Source organism: uncultured Flavobacterium sp. (assembly GCF_937967675.1).
GTDB lineage: Bacteria > Bacteroidota > Bacteroidia > Flavobacteriales > Flavobacteriaceae > Flavobacterium.
The window spans coordinates 13,362-31,923 of sequence record NZ_CALBSN010000135.1; the positions used below are offsets into that span (position 1 = coordinate 13,362).

The following is an 18,562-nucleotide window of genomic DNA, read 5'->3' on the forward strand; positions in this document are numbered from 1 at the left end:
TGATTGAATTCTTAAAATTTATAACGTAACGAAGTTAAAATTTGTCTTGGAGCAATTGGATTTACACTGTAATTTTCGTGTAAGGTATAATTTAACTCGTTGGTAATATTGGATAATTTGCAAAGTAAAGTAAAATCTTTCCAAGTGTAGCCTAAAGAAACATCAATTGTGGTATATCCATCTACAGGAATTTCTCTATCCCAAACATTATTTGGATAAGCCGGATTTACTTGATTGTTCCATCCGCCTAATCGGTTACCAATGTAGTTTCCAATAGCACCAATCGATACATTTTTGAACATTCCGGTTGGAACCGTATAGAAGAAACTTAAGTTTGCTGTATGTTGCGGTGTTCTTACCAAACGATCACCTTCGATAAAACTTCCAGTAGCACCAGTGGTTTTAGTGTAGCGCATATCGTTGTAGCTGTAACCTGCCATAATATTAAAATCATCAATTGGTTTGTAGGTAATATCCAATTCGATTCCTTTACTGGTTGTTTCACCGCTTAACGCTTTTACATTGGTGTTTGTGTTGAGGTTTCCATTTGCGTCAAATTCAGCTGTTTGTGCTAAATTACTGTTCACAATTTGGTACAAAGTAACATTTGTTGTTAATTTTCCTTTCCAAAATTCATTTTTAATTCCCGCTTCAATTTGGTCAATAATAGAAGGTTCAATAGCGTTGTTGTAAATGTCTACACCTGTATTTGGAGTAAAAGAATTAGAGTAACTCGAAAATATAGTAGTATATTTAGTAGGTTGGTAAATCAATCCTACTTTTGGAGAAAAAGCTCTGTCATTTCGGATTGTTTCTTCTGTAACTGTATTTGCAGCTATATTATGAGTTTCAGGTTTCGCTTCTTGATATGAATAACGAACGCCTAATAACGCTTTGAATTTTTCAGAAAACGAAATTAAATCTTGTGCATAAACTCCAAAACGTGTAGTTTCTGTTTTTACGATTCTGGTAACTTCTGAAGGTAAAACAGGACCATCTAAAGAAGCATTATATACGTTAGGGTCAAATATATTTACTGAGTCATAGGTTGTAACGGTTGCGCCTGTAATTGGATCGTAAAATCGGAATGTATAAGTGTCGGCATTTGAAATTTCGGTATCAATTCCTGTGAATAATTGGTGTTTGATTTTTCCTGTTTTAAAGTTGCCTTGTAAACTAATTTGGTTAGCCAAAATTTGTTCTACTGCTTTATTTCTTCCATACGGACGATTCCAATCACCATTTGCTGCTGGTTGAATACGTTCTGTTCCAATAGATTCTCTGTTGTAATCTTGGAAAGAAGAATTAAAGTTCAGTTTCCAATTTTTATTGAATTCATGATTCACTAAAACCGAAGCAGTTGTTTGTTTTGTGTTTCCATTCGACCATTTGGCACCTAAATAAGCGTTTCTTGGTATATCGGCAATTTCTTTTCCGATAGAACCAGTTCCAAAATCAGGCGTCCAATCGTCGCTTAAATAATCGGCTTGTAATGTTATTTCTGTTTTGTCACTTACTTTGAAAAGTAGTGAAGGGTTAACGTAGTAGCGATTCTTAGTTACATAATCTCTAAAACTCTCTGAATTCTCGTACGAGCCATTAAAACGATACGCAATAGATTTACTAAGTACGCCATAAACATCAGCCGAAGGTTTGTAGAAATTGTAACTTCCAGCTTGCATGCTGATTTCGCCACCAGTTTTAAAGTTTGGTGTTTTGGTTACCATGTTCATAATTCCTCCAGGCGCTACATTTCCATATAATAAAGCAGCGCTCCCTTTTAAAATTTCTACTTTTTCTAATGATGAAACTTCTGGAATGGAACCGCCATTAAAACGGAATCCATTTTTAAACATATTGTTTGCCGACATGTCATAGCCTCTAGACCAAAACGATTCTTGTGCGCCACCACGAGCCGAACCCACATAAACACCGTTAGCGTTTTTAACAACATCACTCAAACGAATGGATTGTTGTTGTTGGATGATTTCTTTTCCAATAACTTGGATGGCTTGAGGTAAATCTTTTTCTTTGATTCCAGCTCTGTTTACGGAAGATTTAGAGGGATTGTTTTTAGCTTCTATAATGACTTCTTTTAATTTTTTCACAGTATCATTTTCCGTAAAAAAATTGTCGCTAATGTCATTATTATGTTCTTGTGCCATTGCCTGTAGGGAAGACAATATGACTATGGTTTTAAAAATGGTTTTATACATCTTATTTAGATTTAATTAAAATAACGATGCAAATGTATAAAGTCAAAATGAATTCACAAAGTTTATTTAGATTTATTTTAAATAAAAATTTTAAGGATTTGATTTTCAGGAATACAACTTTTAAAGACGGAAATTTTTAAACTTTCAACTAAAAGTGTAACTTTGCACTCCAAAATAAATAACAGCTATGTTAGATAGATTACAATATGTAAAACAACGTTTTGACGAAGTATCAGATTTGATTATTCAGCCTGATGTTATTGCCGATCAAAAGCGTTATGTACAATTAAATAAAGAATATAAAGACCTTAAAGCTTTAGTAGATAAACGTGAAGAGTACATTAATCTTGACGGAAATATTAAAGAAGCCAACGAAATTATTGCAGATGGTTCCGATGCCGAAATGGTAGAAATGGCTAAAATGCAATTGGATGAAGCTAAAGAGCGTTTGCCTCAATTAGAAGAGGAAATCAAATTCATGTTGATTCCTAAAGACCCTGAAGATGCGAAAAACGTTATGGTAGAAATTCGAGCAGGTACGGGTGGAGATGAAGCTTCTATCTTTGCTGGTGATTTGTACCGTATGTACACTAAATATTGCGATTCTAAAGGTTGGAGAACTTCTGTAGTAGATGTAAGTGAAGGAACTTCTGGAGGTTTCAAAGAGGTAATTTTTGAAGTTACAGGAGAAGATGTATACGGAACTTTAAAATACGAAGCAGGAGTGCACCGTGTACAACGTGTTCCACAAACAGAAACACAAGGTCGTGTTCACACTTCAGCAGCAACCGTAATGGTGTTACCAGAAGCAGAGGAATTTGATGTGCAAATCGACATGAACGACGTTCGTATCGACTTTTTCTGTTCGTCTGGTCCTGGAGGTCAGTCGGTAAATACTACGAAATCGGCGGTTCGTATGACGCACATTCCAACAGGATTGGTAGCGCAATGTCAGGACGAGAAATCGCAACATAAAAACAAAGATAAAGCGTTAACGGTTTTACGTTCGCGTTTGTATGAAATGGAATTGGCCAAAAAACAAGAAGAAGATGCGAAAAAACGTAATTCTCAAGTAAGTTCGGGTGACCGTTCGGCTAAAATTCGTACTTATAACTATGCTCAAGGTAGAATTACCGATCATAGAATTGGGTTAAGTATCTTCGATTTAGATGGTTTCATGAATGGAAATCTTCACAAAATGATTGAAGAATTACAATTAGTAGCTAACACCGAAAAACTAAAAGAAAGCGAAGTTTTCTAAAATATAAGCCTCATTTATTGAGGCTTTTTTTATGGTCAAAATCAAAAATATTTCGCAAATTTGCGTTCAAACAACAACACAATGACTACTGAACAACTAATTACCCAAATCCGAACTAAAAAATCATTTCTTTGTATAGGTTTGGATGTCGATTTAAATAAAATTCCAGAACACTTACTGCAAACCGAAGATCCCATTTTCGAGTTCAACAAAGCCATTATCGATGCGACTCACGATTTATGTGTTTCCTACAAACCGAATACTGCTTTTTACGAAGCTTACGGAATCAAAGGCTGGCAATCGTTAGAAAAAACAATCAATTACATCAACGAGAAATACCCTGAAATTTTCACTATTGCCGATGCGAAACGTGGCGATATTGGCAATACGTCTTCCATGTATGCACGTGCTTTTTTCAACGATTTAGATTTTGATTCGGTAACTGTTGCTCCTTATATGGGAAAAGATTCGGTAGAGCCGTTTTTGGCTTTTGAGGATAAGCACACGATTATGTTGGTGTTAACTTCAAACGAAGGTGCTTTCGATTTCCAAACGCAAAATGATCCCGAAACTTCGGGAGGAAAGGAATTGTATAAAGTAGTTTTGGAAACTTCAAAATCATGGAAAAACGCGCATAATTTGATGTATGTAGTGGGTGCAACCAAAGCCGAATATTTTACTGAAATTAGAAAAATAGTTCCTGATAGTTTCTTATTAGTGCCAGGAGTTGGCGCTCAAGGCGGAAGTTTAGCTGAGGTTTGTAAGTACGGCATGAATGCTAATGTTGGCTTGTTAATCAATTCTTCTAGAGGGATTATTTACGCTTCAAACGGAGTGGATTTCGCTGAAAAGGCTAGGGAAGAAGCATTGAAGTTGCAACAGGAAATGGAAGAAATTTTAGGGTAAATTTTGAATGTTGAACCCATGCAAGACCAATTAGGAACCCAACACACTTTCGAAAAAACACCTTTACGAATCATTTCGTTAGTGCCTTCGCAAACCGAATTGTTATACGATTTAGGTTTGGAAGATAACATTGTTGGAATTACTAAATTCTGTGTGCATCCGTTTCATTTTAAAGCTACAAAGACGATTGTTGGTGGAACGAAAACAATCAAATTCGATAAAATAAAAGCACTTCAGCCTGATATTATCATTTGCAATAAAGAAGAAAACACCAAAGAAATCGTAGAAGAATTATCCCAAATTTGTCCCGTTTGGGTGACCGATATTCTTACGATTGAAGATAATCTACAAATGATACAAGATTTCGGTCAACTCTTCAATAAACGCACGGAAGCTCGAAAATGGGTAGATAAAATCAATTTTGCATATCAAGATTTTCAACAATTTATCAAAGATAAACCGATTAAAAAAGCGGCTTATTTTATTTGGGTCAATCCTCACATGGTAGCGGGAAATCATACGTTTATAAATGAATTACTAAAACTGAATCATTTCGAAAATATTTACGCCAACAAAGAAGGACGTTATCCCGAAATCGAGTTGAAGAAAATTCGTTTAGAAGGCGATCCTGATTATGTGTTTTTGTCTTCCGAACCATTTCCGTTCAAAGACGAACATGCGTTTGAAATTGGACGTTTTACACATCATGCCAAAACTGTTTTTGTCGATGGCGAAATGTTTTCTTGGTACGGCAGTCGCTTGTTGAAAGCCTTTGATTATTTCAAATTAGTGCATGCTAAAATTTAAAATTTGTTCAACCATGTAGTTGTTTAAAAAACAGTACATTTGACAAAAATTGAAACATTTGATTTCCTACACAATTTATAAAAACGAAACCAGTACCGAATGGGTGACTTTTGTTCATGGAGCAGGAGGAAGTTCGTCTATATGGTTCAAGCAAATTCGCGATTTTCAGAAGCATTTTAATGTATTGTTGTTGGATTTGCGCGGTCATGGAAATTCAAAAGACCAATTAAAATCGGCATTCAAGCAACAATACACATTTAAAGCCATTGCCGAAGACATTGTAGAGGTAATCGATTTTTTAAAGATTGAATCTTCCCATTTTGTTGGGATTTCTTTAGGTTCCATCGTTATTCGCCAATTAGCAGAAATGCATCCTGAACGCGTAAAAAGCATGATTTTAGGTGGTGCCATTTTAAAAATGAATTTCCGTTCACAAGTCTTAATGCGATTGGGAAATATGTTTAAATATGTCTTACCGTATTTGGTATTGTACAAGTTTTTTGCCTTTGTGATTATGCCGAAAAAGAATCACAAACAATCGCGTTTGTTGTTCATTAACGAAGCGAAGAAATTGTACCAAAAAGAATTCATCAAATGGTTCAAACTTACGGCTGAAATTAACCCAGTTTTACGTTGGTTCCGTCAAAAAGAACTGAATATCCCAACACTTTACGTCATGGGCGAAGAAGATTATATGTTTTTACCTTCCGTAAAGCAAGTAGTCGCCAATCACGTTAAAACAGCTGAACTTTTCATCATACAAAACTGTGGACATGTGGTGAATGTAGAACAACCGGTTGTTTTTAATGAAACGGTGATTGGGTATTTGAAAAGAAAGTAGGTTGATTTATACAATAGTTTCATTAGTAAAAAATCAATATAAAAACAAAAAACTCCGATTTGCATCGGAGTGATTTTTTCTAAACTAACCCTAACTAAATGAGAATTTTTCTCTTATTACTTTGCAAATATCTTACCTTTTTTTGAATTCTAATGTTAAGGTTATGTTATTCTTATGTTATTGATTATTAAATTTTTACGAAAAAGTTTTTTACTAAATATTAAATTACAAAAAGCATTCTTTTTATATTTTGATTTATGAAAAGCGTTTTGATTCGTATTTTTTCTAAATTTTGTATTAGAAAGTAATTTCTATTAGTAGTAAAATACAAATTAAAATACTATTGTTTTATTTGTAATTAATTCAAAATTTTGAATGAAATAAAATTATTAAATTCGTAAATTGCACCCTTTAAAACGAACAAAAATTACATATGGAACTACAAACTCCTTATATTCCTAAAAATAAAGTAAGAATTGTGACCGCAGCGTCACTTTTTGATGGACATGATGCAGCCATTAATATCATGCGTAGAATTATTCAAGCTACGGGTGTTGAGGTAATTCACCTTGGACATGATAGAAGTGTGGAAGAAGTAGTAAATACAGCTATCCAAGAAGATGCTAATGCGATTGCAATGACATCTTACCAAGGAGGTCATAACGAATATTTCAAATATATGTACGATTTGCTTAAGGAAAAAGGAGCAGGTCACATCAAAATATTTGGTGGAGGTGGAGGTGTAATTTTACCTTCTGAAATTTCAGAATTACACGAATACGGAATCGAAAGAATTTATTCTCCAGATGATGGTCGTGCCATGGGATTACAAGGGATGATTAACGATTTAGTGCAACGTTCTGATTATCCAATTGGTGATAAACTTACTGGAGAATTGTCGCATATTGAAGAGAAAAATCCAACGGCAATTGCAAGATTAATTTCTGCAGCTGAGAATTTTCCAGAAATTGCAAAATCGGTTTTTGATGAAATTCACCAAAAGAATGAAACATCAAAAATCCCAGTTTTAGGAATCACAGGAACGGGTGGTGCAGGAAAATCTTCGTTAGTAGACGAATTAGTGCGTCGTTTTTTAATTGATTTCCCCGAAAAAACTATCGGATTAATTTCAGTTGACCCATCAAAACGTAAAACAGGCGGTGCTTTATTAGGTGATAGAATTCGTATGAATGCGATTAATAATTCTCGTGTTTATATGCGTTCGTTAGCGACTCGTCAATCGAATTTAGCGTTATCGAAATATGTAGCAGAAGCGATTCAAGTGTTGAAAGCGGCTAAATATGATTTAATCATTTTAGAAACTTCAGGAATTGGTCAATCAGATACCGAAATTTTAGAACATTCTGATGTTTCGTTATATGTAATGACACCGGAATTTGGAGCGGCAACTCAGTTGGAAAAAATCGATATGTTGGATTTTGCGGATTTAGTGGCTTTGAATAAATTCGACAAACGTGGAGCTTTAGATGCAATTCGCGATGTAAAAAAACAATACCAACGAAATCATAATTTGTGGGATGTAGATACCGATAAAATGCCAATTTTTGGAACTATCGCGTCGCAATTCAACGATCCAGGAATGAATACGCTTTACAAATCTATCATGGATAAGATTGTAGCCAAAACAGGAGCGGATTTAAAATCGACTTTTGAAATTACGCGTGAAATGAGCGAGAAAATTTTCGTAATTCCTCCACACAGAACGCGTTATTTATCTGAAATTGCAGAAAACAACAGAAAATACGACGAAACTGCTTTAACGCAAGTAGAAGTAGCGCAAAAACTATACGGAATTTTCAAAACCATTGAATCAGTTAACGGAAATTTACCTCAAATTGATAAAGCAGGAATTATTGAAAGTTCTTTACAGATTAACGATGGTAACAAAGAGTTCTTGAGTTTATTATTGAAAGAATTCGACCGTGTAAAAATGAATTTAGACCCATACAATTGGGAAATTTTGTTGACTTGGGAAGAAAAAGTAAATAAATACAAAAATCCGGTGTATTCGTTTAAAGTTCGTGATAAAGAAATTAAAATTGAAACGCATACCGAATCATTATCGCATTCTCAAATTCCAAAAGTTGCCTTACCAAAATACCAAGCTTGGGGCGATATCTTAAAATGGAATTTACAAGAAAACGTACCAGGAGAATTCCCATTCGCATCAGGATTATATCCATTCAAACGTGAAGGAGAAGACCCAACACGTATGTTTGCAGGAGAAGGAGGACCAGAAAGAACGAACCGTCGTTTCCATTATGTGTCTTTGGGAATGCCAGCAAAACGATTATCAACTGCTTTCGACTCAGTTACCTTATACGGAAATGACCCAGACCATAGACCCGATATTTATGGGAAAATTGGTAATGCAGGAGTTTCTATTTGTTGTTTAGACGATGCTAAAAAATTATACTCAGGTTTCGATTTGAGTCACCCAGCGACATCCGTTTCTATGACCATTAACGGTCCGGCACCCATTTTGTTAGGTTTCTTTATGAACGCTGCTATCGATCAAAACTGTGAGAAATACATCAAAGAACACGGTTTAGAAGCAGAGGTTGAGAAAAAGAAAAAAGAATTATACGACGATAAAGGTTTAGAGCGTCCAAGATATAACGGAGAATTACCAGAAGGAAACAATGGTTTAGGATTGTTGCTTTTAGGAGTAACGGGAGACCAAGTGTTAACAGCGGATGTATACCAAGATATCAAAGTGAAAACGTTAGCGCAAGTTCGTGGAACAGTTCAAGCGGATATTTTAAAAGAAGATCAAGCACAAAACACTTGTATTTTCTCAACAGAATTTGCGTTACGTTTAATGGGAGACGTTCAAGAATATTTTATCAAACAAAATGTTCGTAATTTCTATTCGGTTTCGATTTCAGGTTATCATATTGCAGAAGCAGGAGCGAATCCAATTACGCAGTTAGCCTTTACGTTAGCGAATGGTTTCACTTACGTGGAATATTATTTGAGTAGAGGAATGAACATCAACGACTTTGGTCCGAATTTATCGTTCTTCTTCTCAAACGGAATTGATCCTGAATATGCTGTAATCGGTCGTGTGGCTCGTAAAATTTGGGCAAAAGCCATGAAAAATAAATACGGAGCTAACGAAAGAGCGCAAATGTTGAAATATCACATTCAAACTTCCGGACGTTCGTTACATGCTCAAGAAATTGACTTCAATGATATTCGTACGACTTTACAAGCGTTATATGCCATTTACGATAACTGTAATTCGTTGCATACCAATGCTTATGATGAGGCGATTACCACTCCAACAGAAGAATCTGTGCGTAGAGCAATGGCAATTCAGTTGATTATCAATAAAGAATTAGGTTTAGCGAAAAACGAAAACCCAATCCAAGGTTCGTTCATAATTGAAGAATTAACTGATTTGGTAGAAGAAGCAGTTTTAGCTGAATTTGATAGAATTACCGAAAGAGGTGGAGTTTTAGGTGCAATGGAAACCATGTACCAAAGAAGTAAAATTCAAGAGGAATCGTTGTATTACGAAACGTTGAAACACACAGGAGAATTCCCAATTATTGGAGTAAATACCTTCTTGAGTTCAAAAGGTTCCCCAACAGTGATTCCAGCAGAAGTCATTCGTGCAACGGAAGAGGAGAAACAATTCCAAATTAAAACCTTAGAGAATTTACATCAAGCCAAAGCGAAAGAAGTAGAAAATCAAATTTCAATCATTCAAGAGGCAGCTATTCAAAACCAAAATATTTTTGAAAAATTAATGGATGCAGCTAAAGTGTGTTCGTTAGGACAAATCACCAGCGCATTATTTGAAGTTGGTGGTCAGTATAGAAGAAATATGTAATTTGAATATCTTATAAAAAACCTTTCAGAAATGAAAGGTTTTTTTATTTTTGAAGCATGAAACCAACCATTAAAATATTTCCCGAGACAAAATTTATAGGTAAAAATCTTTCATTTACTTATACTGATTATCGTGCTTTTGAGTTATGGAGTAGTTTTATGCCTAGAAGAAATGAAATTCGAAATGCGATTGGCAAAGATTTATTTAACATTCAAATCAACCCTGAAAATTTCGATTTCAACCCACAAACCGAATTTGTAAAATGGGCTGTGGTTCCTGTATCAGATTTTGATTTTCTTCCCGAAGGAATGCAGTCATTAATTGTTGAGGAAGGATTGTATGCTGTTTTTAATCATGTGGGTGATGCAGTAAAAGCAAGAGAAACCTTTGGTTATATTTTTGGAGTTTGGTTGCCAAATTCCGAATATGAATTAGATAATCGTCCTCAATTTGAAATTTTAGGAGAAAAATACAAAAATAACGCTCCTGATTCTGAAGAGGAAATTTGGATTCCAATCAAAAAGAGAATTTAATATTCTCCATCCACATAAAACCATTTATTATTTTCGAATTTAAAAGTAGAATGTTCATAGTGGACTTGTGCTTTTAAATTTTCATCCAAATAATAAGCTTTGAAAGTTACTGTGGTTTCAGTTGAAGCTAAAACTTCTAGTTTTAACCATTTGTTGGCTTTACTCCAAGCTAAAATCTCTTTTTTGTTGTGGTAGCGTCTTTTAGAAATATGAGTAGTGTTTGCCAAATAATCAGCGGCACCTGATGCAAAAGCGCTGTAACGAGACCGCATTAATTTTTCTGCTGTTGGAGCATTATCAATTCCTTTAATATAAGGTTCGCAACAGTCTTGAAAAGGAATAGAATTTCCGCAATAACAATTCGGCATAAATTATTGTTTAGATTCATTGAACATTCTAGTAATCTCTTTCAATTTTTCGGCACGAGCATTCTTTTTAGCTTTTTCTTTTGCCTGTTCTTTGTGTAATTTATCGTTATGCGCTTTAATATTTTTTGGATTATTTCTTCCCATTTACAAGCTTTTTTGAAGTTTCAAAGATACGAAAATAAAGTATGATAAATTTTTGGCACAACAATTGGTTATGATTAAATAGGAAATAATTTAAAACTCAAAGATTATGAAGAAAATTACTTTATTGATAGCTTTTATCGGGATGATAACACTTCAAAGTTGTACAGTTAATGAAGTTCGAGATGATTATGATAGTGATACTATAAGTGAAGTTTTTGAATATACTAATGTTGACTTAACTTATGCAAATGGATATTCGGCTTTATTAGCATATCCACACGCCACTTATACATCTGACATGGTTTTGGTTTATCGTTTAGTGGATTATGGTGCTGATGGAGATGTTTGGAAATTATTACCAGAAACCTATTATTTTGATGACGGTACTCTGGATTTTGGATATAGAAATGATTTTACTCGATATGATGCACAAGTAAGTTTATTTGGATATGATTTACCAGGATTACCCAATGGGAATAGATTAGATCAAGTGTTCAGAGTAGTAGTCATTCCAGCTTACGAGAATAACAAATCATCTTCTGGTAAATTTGACTTTGAAGATTATAATTCAGTAAAAGAACATTTTAATTTAGATTCTGCTAAAGTAACTAAGATTGAAATGTAAATAAAAAATAAGAGCTATCCAATCCGATAGCTCTTTTTTATGCCAATATTTTATCCAATTTTAAATAACCAATGTGCTTTTCATCTTCTGAAATTACATTGGTTTTTGTTATTTTCAAACGATACTTCGATTTGAATTTATCCAAAAGAATATCTTCAATATTGTGAATATCATCAACATCAACTCCATATTTATCATCAATATGTGATTCGGCTCCTTTGAAACCATAATGTTTATAGAAAGTAGTTTGTTTGGCTTTCTTAATGGCTTCGGCTTTTGTTTTAGCAACTGCTAATACTTTATAATGATATTCTTCAAATTCTCCTTCTTTATATCCGCCTAAGTTTAAAAAAAATAATTGCTCTTCTTGTTCTAATTTTTCCTTATTTGAAACTATTTCAATAGCAAATCCATCAACAGAAGTTACTTTTTGCCAAGCATCGATATGGATTCTTCCTTTAGCTTCAGGCCAAAAATCTTTCATGTATGGAATTAATTCTTTCAAACCATTTCCAATACCAAAAAAGATATCGTGTTGTTCGGTAAAACGACCTTTTGGGGTGCAACCTAGCATTATCATGTATAAATTAGATGTTTTCATAATGTAAAAGTATTAAAAAAATTTTTACCCCTAAAAAAATAGGGGGTATATTTATAAAAAAATATAAAAAAATTATATATTTGCATAACTTTTCAAGGGTATAACTTTAAACACACACACAACTTATGTCAACATTTCGTTTTCAAGCTTTAAGAAAGGCAACCGACAGAAAACCAGTTCACGTAGAGGAATTGGACAGAAAATCAGCTATTTTTGGTAGTAATGTTTTTGGAGATAAAGCAATGCGACAGTTTTTAACCCCAGAGGCTTACAAAGCCGTTAAAGCTGCTGCTGAAGGAGTAAAAATCGACCGAAAAATTGCCGATTATATTGCATTGGGAATGAAAGAGTGGGCATTATCTAAAGGAGTAACTCATTACACGCACTGGTTCCAACCTTTAACCGGAACCACTGCGGAAAAGCACGATGCTTTCTTTGAAACATTTCCTGATGGAAGTGATCCAGTAGAAAAATTCGGTGGAAGTCAATTGGTACAACAAGAACCGGATGCGTCTTCTTTTCCAAATGGAGGAATTCGTAATACGTTTGAAGCAAGAGGATATACCGCTTGGGATCCAACATCTCCAGCATTTATTTTCGGAACTACTTTATGTATTCCAACGGTTTTCGTATCGTATACTGGAGAAGCATTAGATAACAAAACCCCTTTATTAAGAGCCTTACAAGCAGTAGATTTGGCAGCTATTGAGGTTGCAAAATACTTCGATAAAAACGTAAAAAGAGTAACACCAACTTTAGGTTGGGAACAAGAATATTTCTTGGTGGATAGTGCTTTAGCTGCGTCAAGACCTGATTTGTTAGCAACAGGAAGAACTTTGTTAGGTCACACTGCTGCAAAAGGACAACAATTAGACGACCATTATTTTGGTTCGATTCCTACCAGAGTTTTAACGTATATGCGTGATTTAGAAAACGAATGTATGTTGTTGGGAATTCCAGTTAAAACTCGTCATAATGAGGTTGCACCAAATCAATTTGAGTTAGCACCAATTTTTGAAGAAATCAATTTAGCAGTTGACCACAACTCGTTATTAATGGATGTAATGCAAAAAGTGGCAGAACGTCACGATTTCAAAGTGTTATTCCATGAAAAACCATTTAAAGGAGTTAATGGTTCAGGGAAACACAACAACTGGTCATTAGCTACAGATACTGGAATTAACTTGTTATCTCCAGGAAAAACGCCAATGAGTAACTTACAATTCTTAACGTTTTTCATCAACACGATCAAAGCGGTTCATGATAATGAAGAATTATTAAGAGCTTCGATTGCATCAGCAAGCAACGACCACCGTTTAGGAGCTAACGAGGCGCCACCAGCAATTATTTCGGTTTTCATCGGACAACAATTAACTAAAGTGTTGGCTGAGTTAGAAGGTGTTTCTCAAGGGAAATTATCACCAGAAGAAAAGACGGATTTAAAATTAAACGTAGTTGGTAAGTTGCCAGACGTTTTATTAGACAATACCGATAGAAACAGGACTTCTCCGTTTGCATTCACAGGAAATAAATTTGAGTTTAGAGCAGTTGGTTCTTCTGCAAACTGTGCCGTTTCAATGACGACTTTAAATACAATTGTGGCAAAACAATTAAAAGATTTCAAAAATGAAGTTGACGCTTTAATCGAAAAAAAGGATTTAAAGAAAGACGAAGCAATTTTCAATGTATTGAGAGAATACATTAAGCAAACGAAAACTATTCTTTTTGAAGGCGACGGTTATAGCGAAGCTTGGGAAAAAGAAGCGAAAAAACGCGGTTTGAGTAATCACAAAACAACTCCACAAGCATTAAAAGCGAAAGTTTCTAAAAAAGCAATTGCATTGTTTGGAGAAATGGGCGTAATGAATCATGTTGAGGTAGAATCACGTTACGAAATTGAATTGGAAGAATACGTGAAAAAAATCCAAATCGAAGGTCGTGTTCTTGGTGATATTGCTCGTAATCATGTGGTTCCAACAGCAATTAAATACCAAAATGTATTAATTGAAAACGTAAAAGGATTAAAAGAAATCTTTGGTAAAGACTTTGAGAAAATTGCAAAAGAACAAATTTCGTTAATCAAAGAAATTTCAGAACATATTGAAGGAATTAATTCTAAGGTTGAAAAAATGACCGAAGAACGCAAAAAAGCAAATGCCTTAACCAGCACAGAAAAAATGGCAGACGCATATTGTGATAAAGTAAAACCATATTTTGAAGAAATTCGTTATCATGCTGATAAATTAGAATTATTAGTAGACGACGAACTTTGGACATTAACTAAATACAGAGAATTGTTATTTACAAAGTAATTAAAATAAAAATCCCAATCTTTCGATTGGGATTTTTTGTTTGGCACTTGTTGATAATTTACCCCTAAATTAACTAATCAAGTACTTAGAATTATTTGCAATATTTTGCAAATTTTGTTAGTGAAATACTTTTAACCCCTTAAATTATTTAACACTAACAGTTTCAAAACTATAGTAAGGGATATAGCTTTGAAAAGCTTAAAAATTTAGATACGTCAAAATTAAGAGGTTTTGTTCGAGAAGTTGCTGTAGTTTTTCTGCATATTTTTGCTAAAATGCATTTTTTTTACATTTAAGAATAAAAAAAAGTCTAGCTTTTGCTAGACTTGATTTTGATATATAAATTTTGATTGCTTTAACATAGTATAGTATTACTCTCGGCTTAGTTGGATTATAATTTAACTGTTTTGTTTTAAAAAAAGATTTAAATTTTCTTCTAGCTCACTTTTTTTACAACTAATTAACATAGGTTTTAATGAAAAAGTTCCATTAAAATATTTTGCATTCAATTTCATTATCAAGCGTTTATATGAATTTGTTTCTTTTTTTAAAAAGAAGGATGGGGATTTTACTTCAATTGAAATGTGATTTGCAGGATAATTAAAATGATATTTTATTTTTTTTATTTCTGTCCAAGAATATGTCATGTTATTCACATTGTCAATTAATTCTTTTTCGGTTAAGATAAGTGCTGGTTCACCTTTGATTAAGTGTTTTGAAAATCGAAAAAGATTTGGAATAGCTTCGTTAGATATTATAAAAAGTAAAAATCCTAGAAAAAAAACTGCTAAGTACGCTTTTACACTAAATAGAGAAACTATAATAATACCTAATATTGTAAAAAGAAAAAGAAAAACAATCAAACTTACAATAATTGCGAAAGGAGAAAATTTATATTGAATTTCTTTATTCGGCATTTTAGTCTTAAAATTAAATCTTGCTAATCGCTGTTTCATATTTTGCATTCACTACATTCCAATCGATTACATTGAAAATAGCGGTTAAATATTCATTGCGTTTGTTTTGGTAGTTTAAGTAGTATGCGTGTTCCCAAACATCAATAGCTAAGATAGGTGTTCCTCTTACTTCGGCATTTGGCATTAAAGGATTGTCTTGGTTTGCAGTGCTAGTAACTGCTAATTTTCCGTCTCGTGTTACTACTAACCAAGCCCAACCGCTTCCAAATTGGCCCGCAGCCGCATCGGTAAGTTGTTTTTGTAAATTGTCAAACGAACCCATTTCGGCAGTAATAGCTTCTGCTAAAGCGCCTTTTGGAGTGCCACCACCTTTTGGATTTAATATTTCGAAAAACAAATTGTGGTTGTAGTAGCCACCAGCATTATTTCGGATTTCTTTATTGTTTACGTCTAAGTTTTTTAGAATATCTTCAACGGTTTTTAGTTCTAAATCGGTTCCAATTACGGCTTTGTTTAGTTTGTTTGCGTAACCTAAATGATGTTTTGAATAGTGGATTTCCATAGTACGACCATCAATATGAGGTTCTAAGTCATCATAAGTATATTTTAATCCTCGCATTTGGAAAATACCGCCTTCAGTAACTTTAACATCTGCAGGGTTTCCTAGAGCCGAAATTTTAGTTTCTACTTCAGGATCTGGAATTTTTACTTCAACGAGATCGTTTTCTTTTTTACAACTTGTTATCATTAGCGATACACAAGCTATCCACAACAAAGACTTTTTCATGATAGTAGTTATAGATTTCGTTCTTTTAATAATTCGTTTATAATTCGAATATATTCGCTTTTAGCTTCCGTAACAGTTAAATGTTTTACTTGCATCCAAGCGTTAAGTTTGAAAGCATTTATGATATCTTGTGGGTTTTGAAATAATAGTGAGTTGGTCGTTTCGGAAGTAGCTTGTTTGTACAAACCATACAATATCAATTGCACATCGTGAGGCACTGATTCCTGTGGAATCAATTGCGCATTAGCAAATGCTTCATCAAATAATGTATTTAAATCCTTTTCGCTCATTATCTATGCCTTTTTACTAATAATAGTTTTATTTCCGATAGCTTTATCACCTAATTTTACGTTAATTTCTGTTCCTAATGGTAAATAAATATCTACTCTTGAACCAAATTTAATGAATCCAGCATCTTTGCCTTGAACAACTCGCATGCCTTCTTGAGCATAATTTACAATTCGTCTTGCTAAAGCACCAGCAATTTGACGATATAATATTTCGCCATATATTCTGTTATTAATAACAACAGTAGTTCTTTCATTTTCTTCACTTGCTTTTGGATGCCAAGCTACTAAGTATTTTCCAGGGTGATATTTGCTGTATTTTACAATTCCGTTTACGCAATAACGCGTAACGTGAACGTTGATAGGCGACATGAAGATAGAAACCATCAAACGTTTATCTTTGAAATATTCAGGTTCAAAAACTTCTTCAATTACCACCACTTTTCCATCAACAGGAGCTAAAATATGATTGTCACTATTGTCTGCAACACGAGTTGGGTTTCTGAAAAACTGTAAAACCAAAATTAAAATTACCAAAGCAAACAAATATAAAGCAGTTCGTAACCAATTTATTGAAACAAATGCATCAGTTAAGAAAATAATCCCAACAACTAATAGTAGGGTAATTAGAATGATTTTAGCGCCTTCTTTATGAAACATAGTATAAAATTAAATAAAATAAATTAATAAAAGGAATTACAAATATAATACTATCTAGTCGATCTAGTATACCTCCGTGACCAGGCATTATATTTCCGGTGTCTTTTATGCCAGCAACTCGTTTTAATTTTGATTCGATTAAATCACCTAATGTGCTGAAAATACTAACAATTGCAGCAATAATAATCCAAATGTAAAGTGCGGATGCCATGATGTAATAATTAGCTAGCAAAGCTCCAACGATTACAGTAAATACTAATCCACCTACAAAACCTTCAATTGTTTTTTTAGGAGAAACACTTGGGAAAAGTTTGTTTTTACCTATGTTTTTTCCAACTAAGTATGCGAATGTGTCGTTTGTCCAAATTAAAACGATGATAGAAATTAAAATTTTAGGATTGTAGCCTTTAATTCCCATTGCAACATAATTTGCTAATATAAAAGGAAGAATTACATAGCCAAACAAAAGAAAATATCTCGTGTAAATTTTAAAATTAGACTTGTTCGCATTGAATAAATAAAGTAATAATTTGATAGAAGTTACAATAGAAATAGCTGTTAAAGCAGTATTTAAATAGATATCTGAATTTTTATTCCAAAAGGTGAAGTAGGAACTAGCTGCAATGGGAATACTTAAGTAAAAGTTTAATCCACACATTTTACAAAATTCGTAAACTCCAATCACTAAAAAGGCACCAAAAAGAATTGCTAAACCCTCTCTAGAATAAGAAATGCAGCCTAAAAGTAATACAACATAAACGGCTCCAGATAATGCTCTTTTTAGCGTTTCGTTCATTATTATAAATCTTCTAAAAGAAGTAAGTAAAGATTTTTGTGACAACTACCATAGTGTAAAAAATCTTGTTCTTTTACTTCTTCAAAGTATTTTATGGTTGTAATATTTGAGGGATAATTTTTTTCGTGTGTACTTTTTATTCTTCTCAAACCATCACTTTTACTATTCACAATTTGGCTAGTGGTAGCAAAAACAATCATGTTTGTAGGCAGTTCATTCGGTTTGAAATGCTTTAATTGATAGGATGAGAATAAAATTGAACCTTCATCAGCAATTAAATTTTCACATGAAGAAAGAAAAAATAAGGGATTAGTAGAATCGTTGTATGTTAATTTATTGTCGTCAAGTAAGTAAAGTAATCGATTGTCAAAACATTGAGCATTACACTCAAACCAATCATTCTCTGCTAATATGTTTTCAAAATTCTCGGCAATTTCATTTAAATTTTCACAATAAATAAATTTACCTCCATTTCCTTTGAAATTGAAAGTAAATTGTTCATCGATTGGTAAAGAAGAATCAGGAGTGTAAGGACTCTTGATTTCTTGTTTTTTGTCATTGCCTTCCTCTTCCGATGGTGTGCCAAAAAATTTTCTAAAAAGACTCATGTATCTTTAGCAGGTTTAAACTGTGAAAATCAAA

Annotated in this window: 18 protein-coding genes; 8 read left to right on the forward strand and 10 right to left on the reverse strand. The window is 33.5% G+C overall.

All coding sequences use genetic code 11. The features are described from left to right. Window positions 1–11: 11 nt before the first annotated feature. The gene (locus Q0075_RS09035) at window positions 12–2,216 is read right to left on the reverse strand and encodes a TonB-dependent receptor (protein ID WP_297869240.1); all 2,205 of its coding nucleotides are present in this window, start codon (window positions 2,214–2,216) and stop codon (window positions 12–14) included. A 187-nt stretch (window positions 2,217–2,403) separates the two neighbouring features. Here Q0075_RS09035 and prfA point away from each other — a divergent pair, with 187 nt between their 5' ends. The 6 genes from prfA to Q0075_RS09065 all read left to right on the forward strand — a co-directional run bounded on the left by prfA (window position 2,404) and on the right by Q0075_RS09065 (window position 10,423). Further along, complete coding sequence (gene prfA, locus Q0075_RS09040) at window positions 2,404–3,477, forward strand: peptide chain release factor 1 (RefSeq protein WP_297869241.1); 1,074 nt, start codon at window positions 2,404–2,406, stop codon at window positions 3,475–3,477. Between the two features lie 81 nt (window positions 3,478–3,558). Then, complete coding sequence (gene pyrF / locus Q0075_RS09045; RefSeq protein WP_297869242.1) at window positions 3,559–4,383, forward strand: orotidine-5'-phosphate decarboxylase; 825 nt, start codon at window positions 3,559–3,561, stop codon at window positions 4,381–4,383. Between the two features lie 18 nt (window positions 4,384–4,401). Beyond that, a complete protein-coding gene (locus tag Q0075_RS09050; protein ID WP_297869243.1) occupies window positions 4,402–5,190 on the forward strand; it encodes an ABC transporter substrate-binding protein in 789 nt (262 codons plus the stop codon). 58 nt (window positions 5,191–5,248) lie between these two features. Next, on the forward strand, window positions 5,249–6,031 hold the full coding sequence (locus Q0075_RS09055; protein WP_291108087.1) for an alpha/beta hydrolase: 783 nt from the start codon (window positions 5,249–5,251) through the stop codon (window positions 6,029–6,031). 433 nt (window positions 6,032–6,464) lie between these two features. Further along, window positions 6,465–9,890: a methylmalonyl-CoA mutase family protein gene (locus Q0075_RS09060; protein ID WP_297869244.1), complete on the forward strand. Its 3,426-nt coding sequence runs from the start codon at window positions 6,465–6,467 to the stop codon at window positions 9,888–9,890. 56 nt (window positions 9,891–9,946) lie between these two features. After that, the gene (locus tag Q0075_RS09065; RefSeq protein WP_297869245.1) at window positions 9,947–10,423 is read left to right on the forward strand and encodes a GyrI-like domain-containing protein; all 477 of its coding nucleotides are present in this window, start codon (window positions 9,947–9,949) and stop codon (window positions 10,421–10,423) included. Here Q0075_RS09065 and Q0075_RS09070 read toward each other — a convergent pair. Together Q0075_RS09070 and Q0075_RS09075 are read right to left on the reverse strand one after the other, a co-directional pair. After that, on the reverse strand, window positions 10,420–10,791 hold the full coding sequence (locus Q0075_RS09070; protein ID WP_291108079.1) for a YchJ family metal-binding protein: 372 nt from the start codon (window positions 10,789–10,791) through the stop codon (window positions 10,420–10,422). The two genes, Q0075_RS09065 and Q0075_RS09070, sit on opposite strands and share 4 nt — an antisense overlap. Window positions 10,792–10,794: 3 nt before the next feature. Beyond that, the gene (locus Q0075_RS09075) at window positions 10,795–10,935 is read right to left on the reverse strand and encodes a hypothetical protein (protein WP_291108076.1); all 141 of its coding nucleotides are present in this window, start codon (window positions 10,933–10,935) and stop codon (window positions 10,795–10,797) included. Window positions 10,936–11,041: 106 nt separating this feature from the next. Between Q0075_RS09075 and Q0075_RS09080 the strand changes: the two genes are divergently transcribed. Next, complete coding sequence (locus tag Q0075_RS09080) at window positions 11,042–11,560, forward strand: hypothetical protein (protein ID WP_297869246.1); 519 nt, start codon at window positions 11,042–11,044, stop codon at window positions 11,558–11,560. Window positions 11,561–11,597: 37 nt separating this feature from the next. Here Q0075_RS09080 and Q0075_RS09085 read toward each other — a convergent pair whose 3' ends face one another. Continuing rightward, window positions 11,598–12,161, reverse strand: coding sequence for a DUF1543 domain-containing protein (locus tag Q0075_RS09085; RefSeq protein WP_291108071.1), 564 nt, complete (start codon window positions 12,159–12,161; stop codon window positions 11,598–11,600). 125 nt (window positions 12,162–12,286) lie between these two features. Between Q0075_RS09085 and Q0075_RS09090 the strand changes: the two genes are divergently transcribed. Beyond that, window positions 12,287–14,473 carry a glutamine synthetase III gene (locus Q0075_RS09090; RefSeq protein WP_297869247.1) on the forward strand — a complete coding sequence of 729 codons (2,187 nt, stop codon included), beginning with the start codon at window positions 12,287–12,289 and terminating at the stop codon, window positions 14,471–14,473. Window positions 14,474–14,871: 398 nt separating this feature from the next. Here the strand turns inward: Q0075_RS09090 and Q0075_RS09095 are convergent, their stop codons facing one another. Genes Q0075_RS09095 through Q0075_RS09120 form a run of 6 tightly spaced genes read right to left on the reverse strand, consistent with a single transcriptional unit; the run spans window position 14,872 to window position 18,528 of the window. After that, window positions 14,872–15,429 (reverse strand): STM3941 family protein, encoded by a 558-nt coding sequence (locus tag Q0075_RS09095; protein ID WP_297869248.1) that lies wholly within the window; start codon window positions 15,427–15,429, stop codon window positions 14,872–14,874. Beyond that, window positions 15,404–16,177, reverse strand: a complete 774-nt coding sequence (locus Q0075_RS09100) for a superoxide dismutase (RefSeq protein WP_297869249.1) — start codon at window positions 16,175–16,177, stop codon at window positions 15,404–15,406. The genes Q0075_RS09095 and Q0075_RS09100 overlap by 26 nt, the downstream gene beginning before the upstream one ends. 8 nt (window positions 16,178–16,185) lie before the next feature. Continuing rightward, window positions 16,186–16,467, reverse strand: coding sequence for an acyl-CoA-binding protein (locus Q0075_RS09105; protein WP_291108057.1), 282 nt, complete (start codon window positions 16,465–16,467; stop codon window positions 16,186–16,188). A gap of 3 nt (window positions 16,468–16,470) precedes the next feature. After that, entirely contained in the window at window positions 16,471–17,124 is a 654-nt protein-coding gene (locus Q0075_RS09110; protein WP_291108054.1) for a phosphatidylserine decarboxylase family protein, read from the reverse strand. Further along, complete coding sequence (locus tag Q0075_RS09115) at window positions 17,114–17,920, reverse strand: phosphatidate cytidylyltransferase (RefSeq protein ID WP_297869250.1); 807 nt, start codon at window positions 17,918–17,920, stop codon at window positions 17,114–17,116. Before Q0075_RS09115 ends, Q0075_RS09110 begins: the two co-directional genes overlap by 11 nt. A gap of 2 nt (window positions 17,921–17,922) precedes the next feature. Further along, entirely contained in the window at window positions 17,923–18,528 is a 606-nt protein-coding gene (locus Q0075_RS09120; protein WP_291108046.1) for an LUD domain-containing protein, read from the reverse strand. Window positions 18,529–18,562 lie beyond the last annotated feature (34 nt).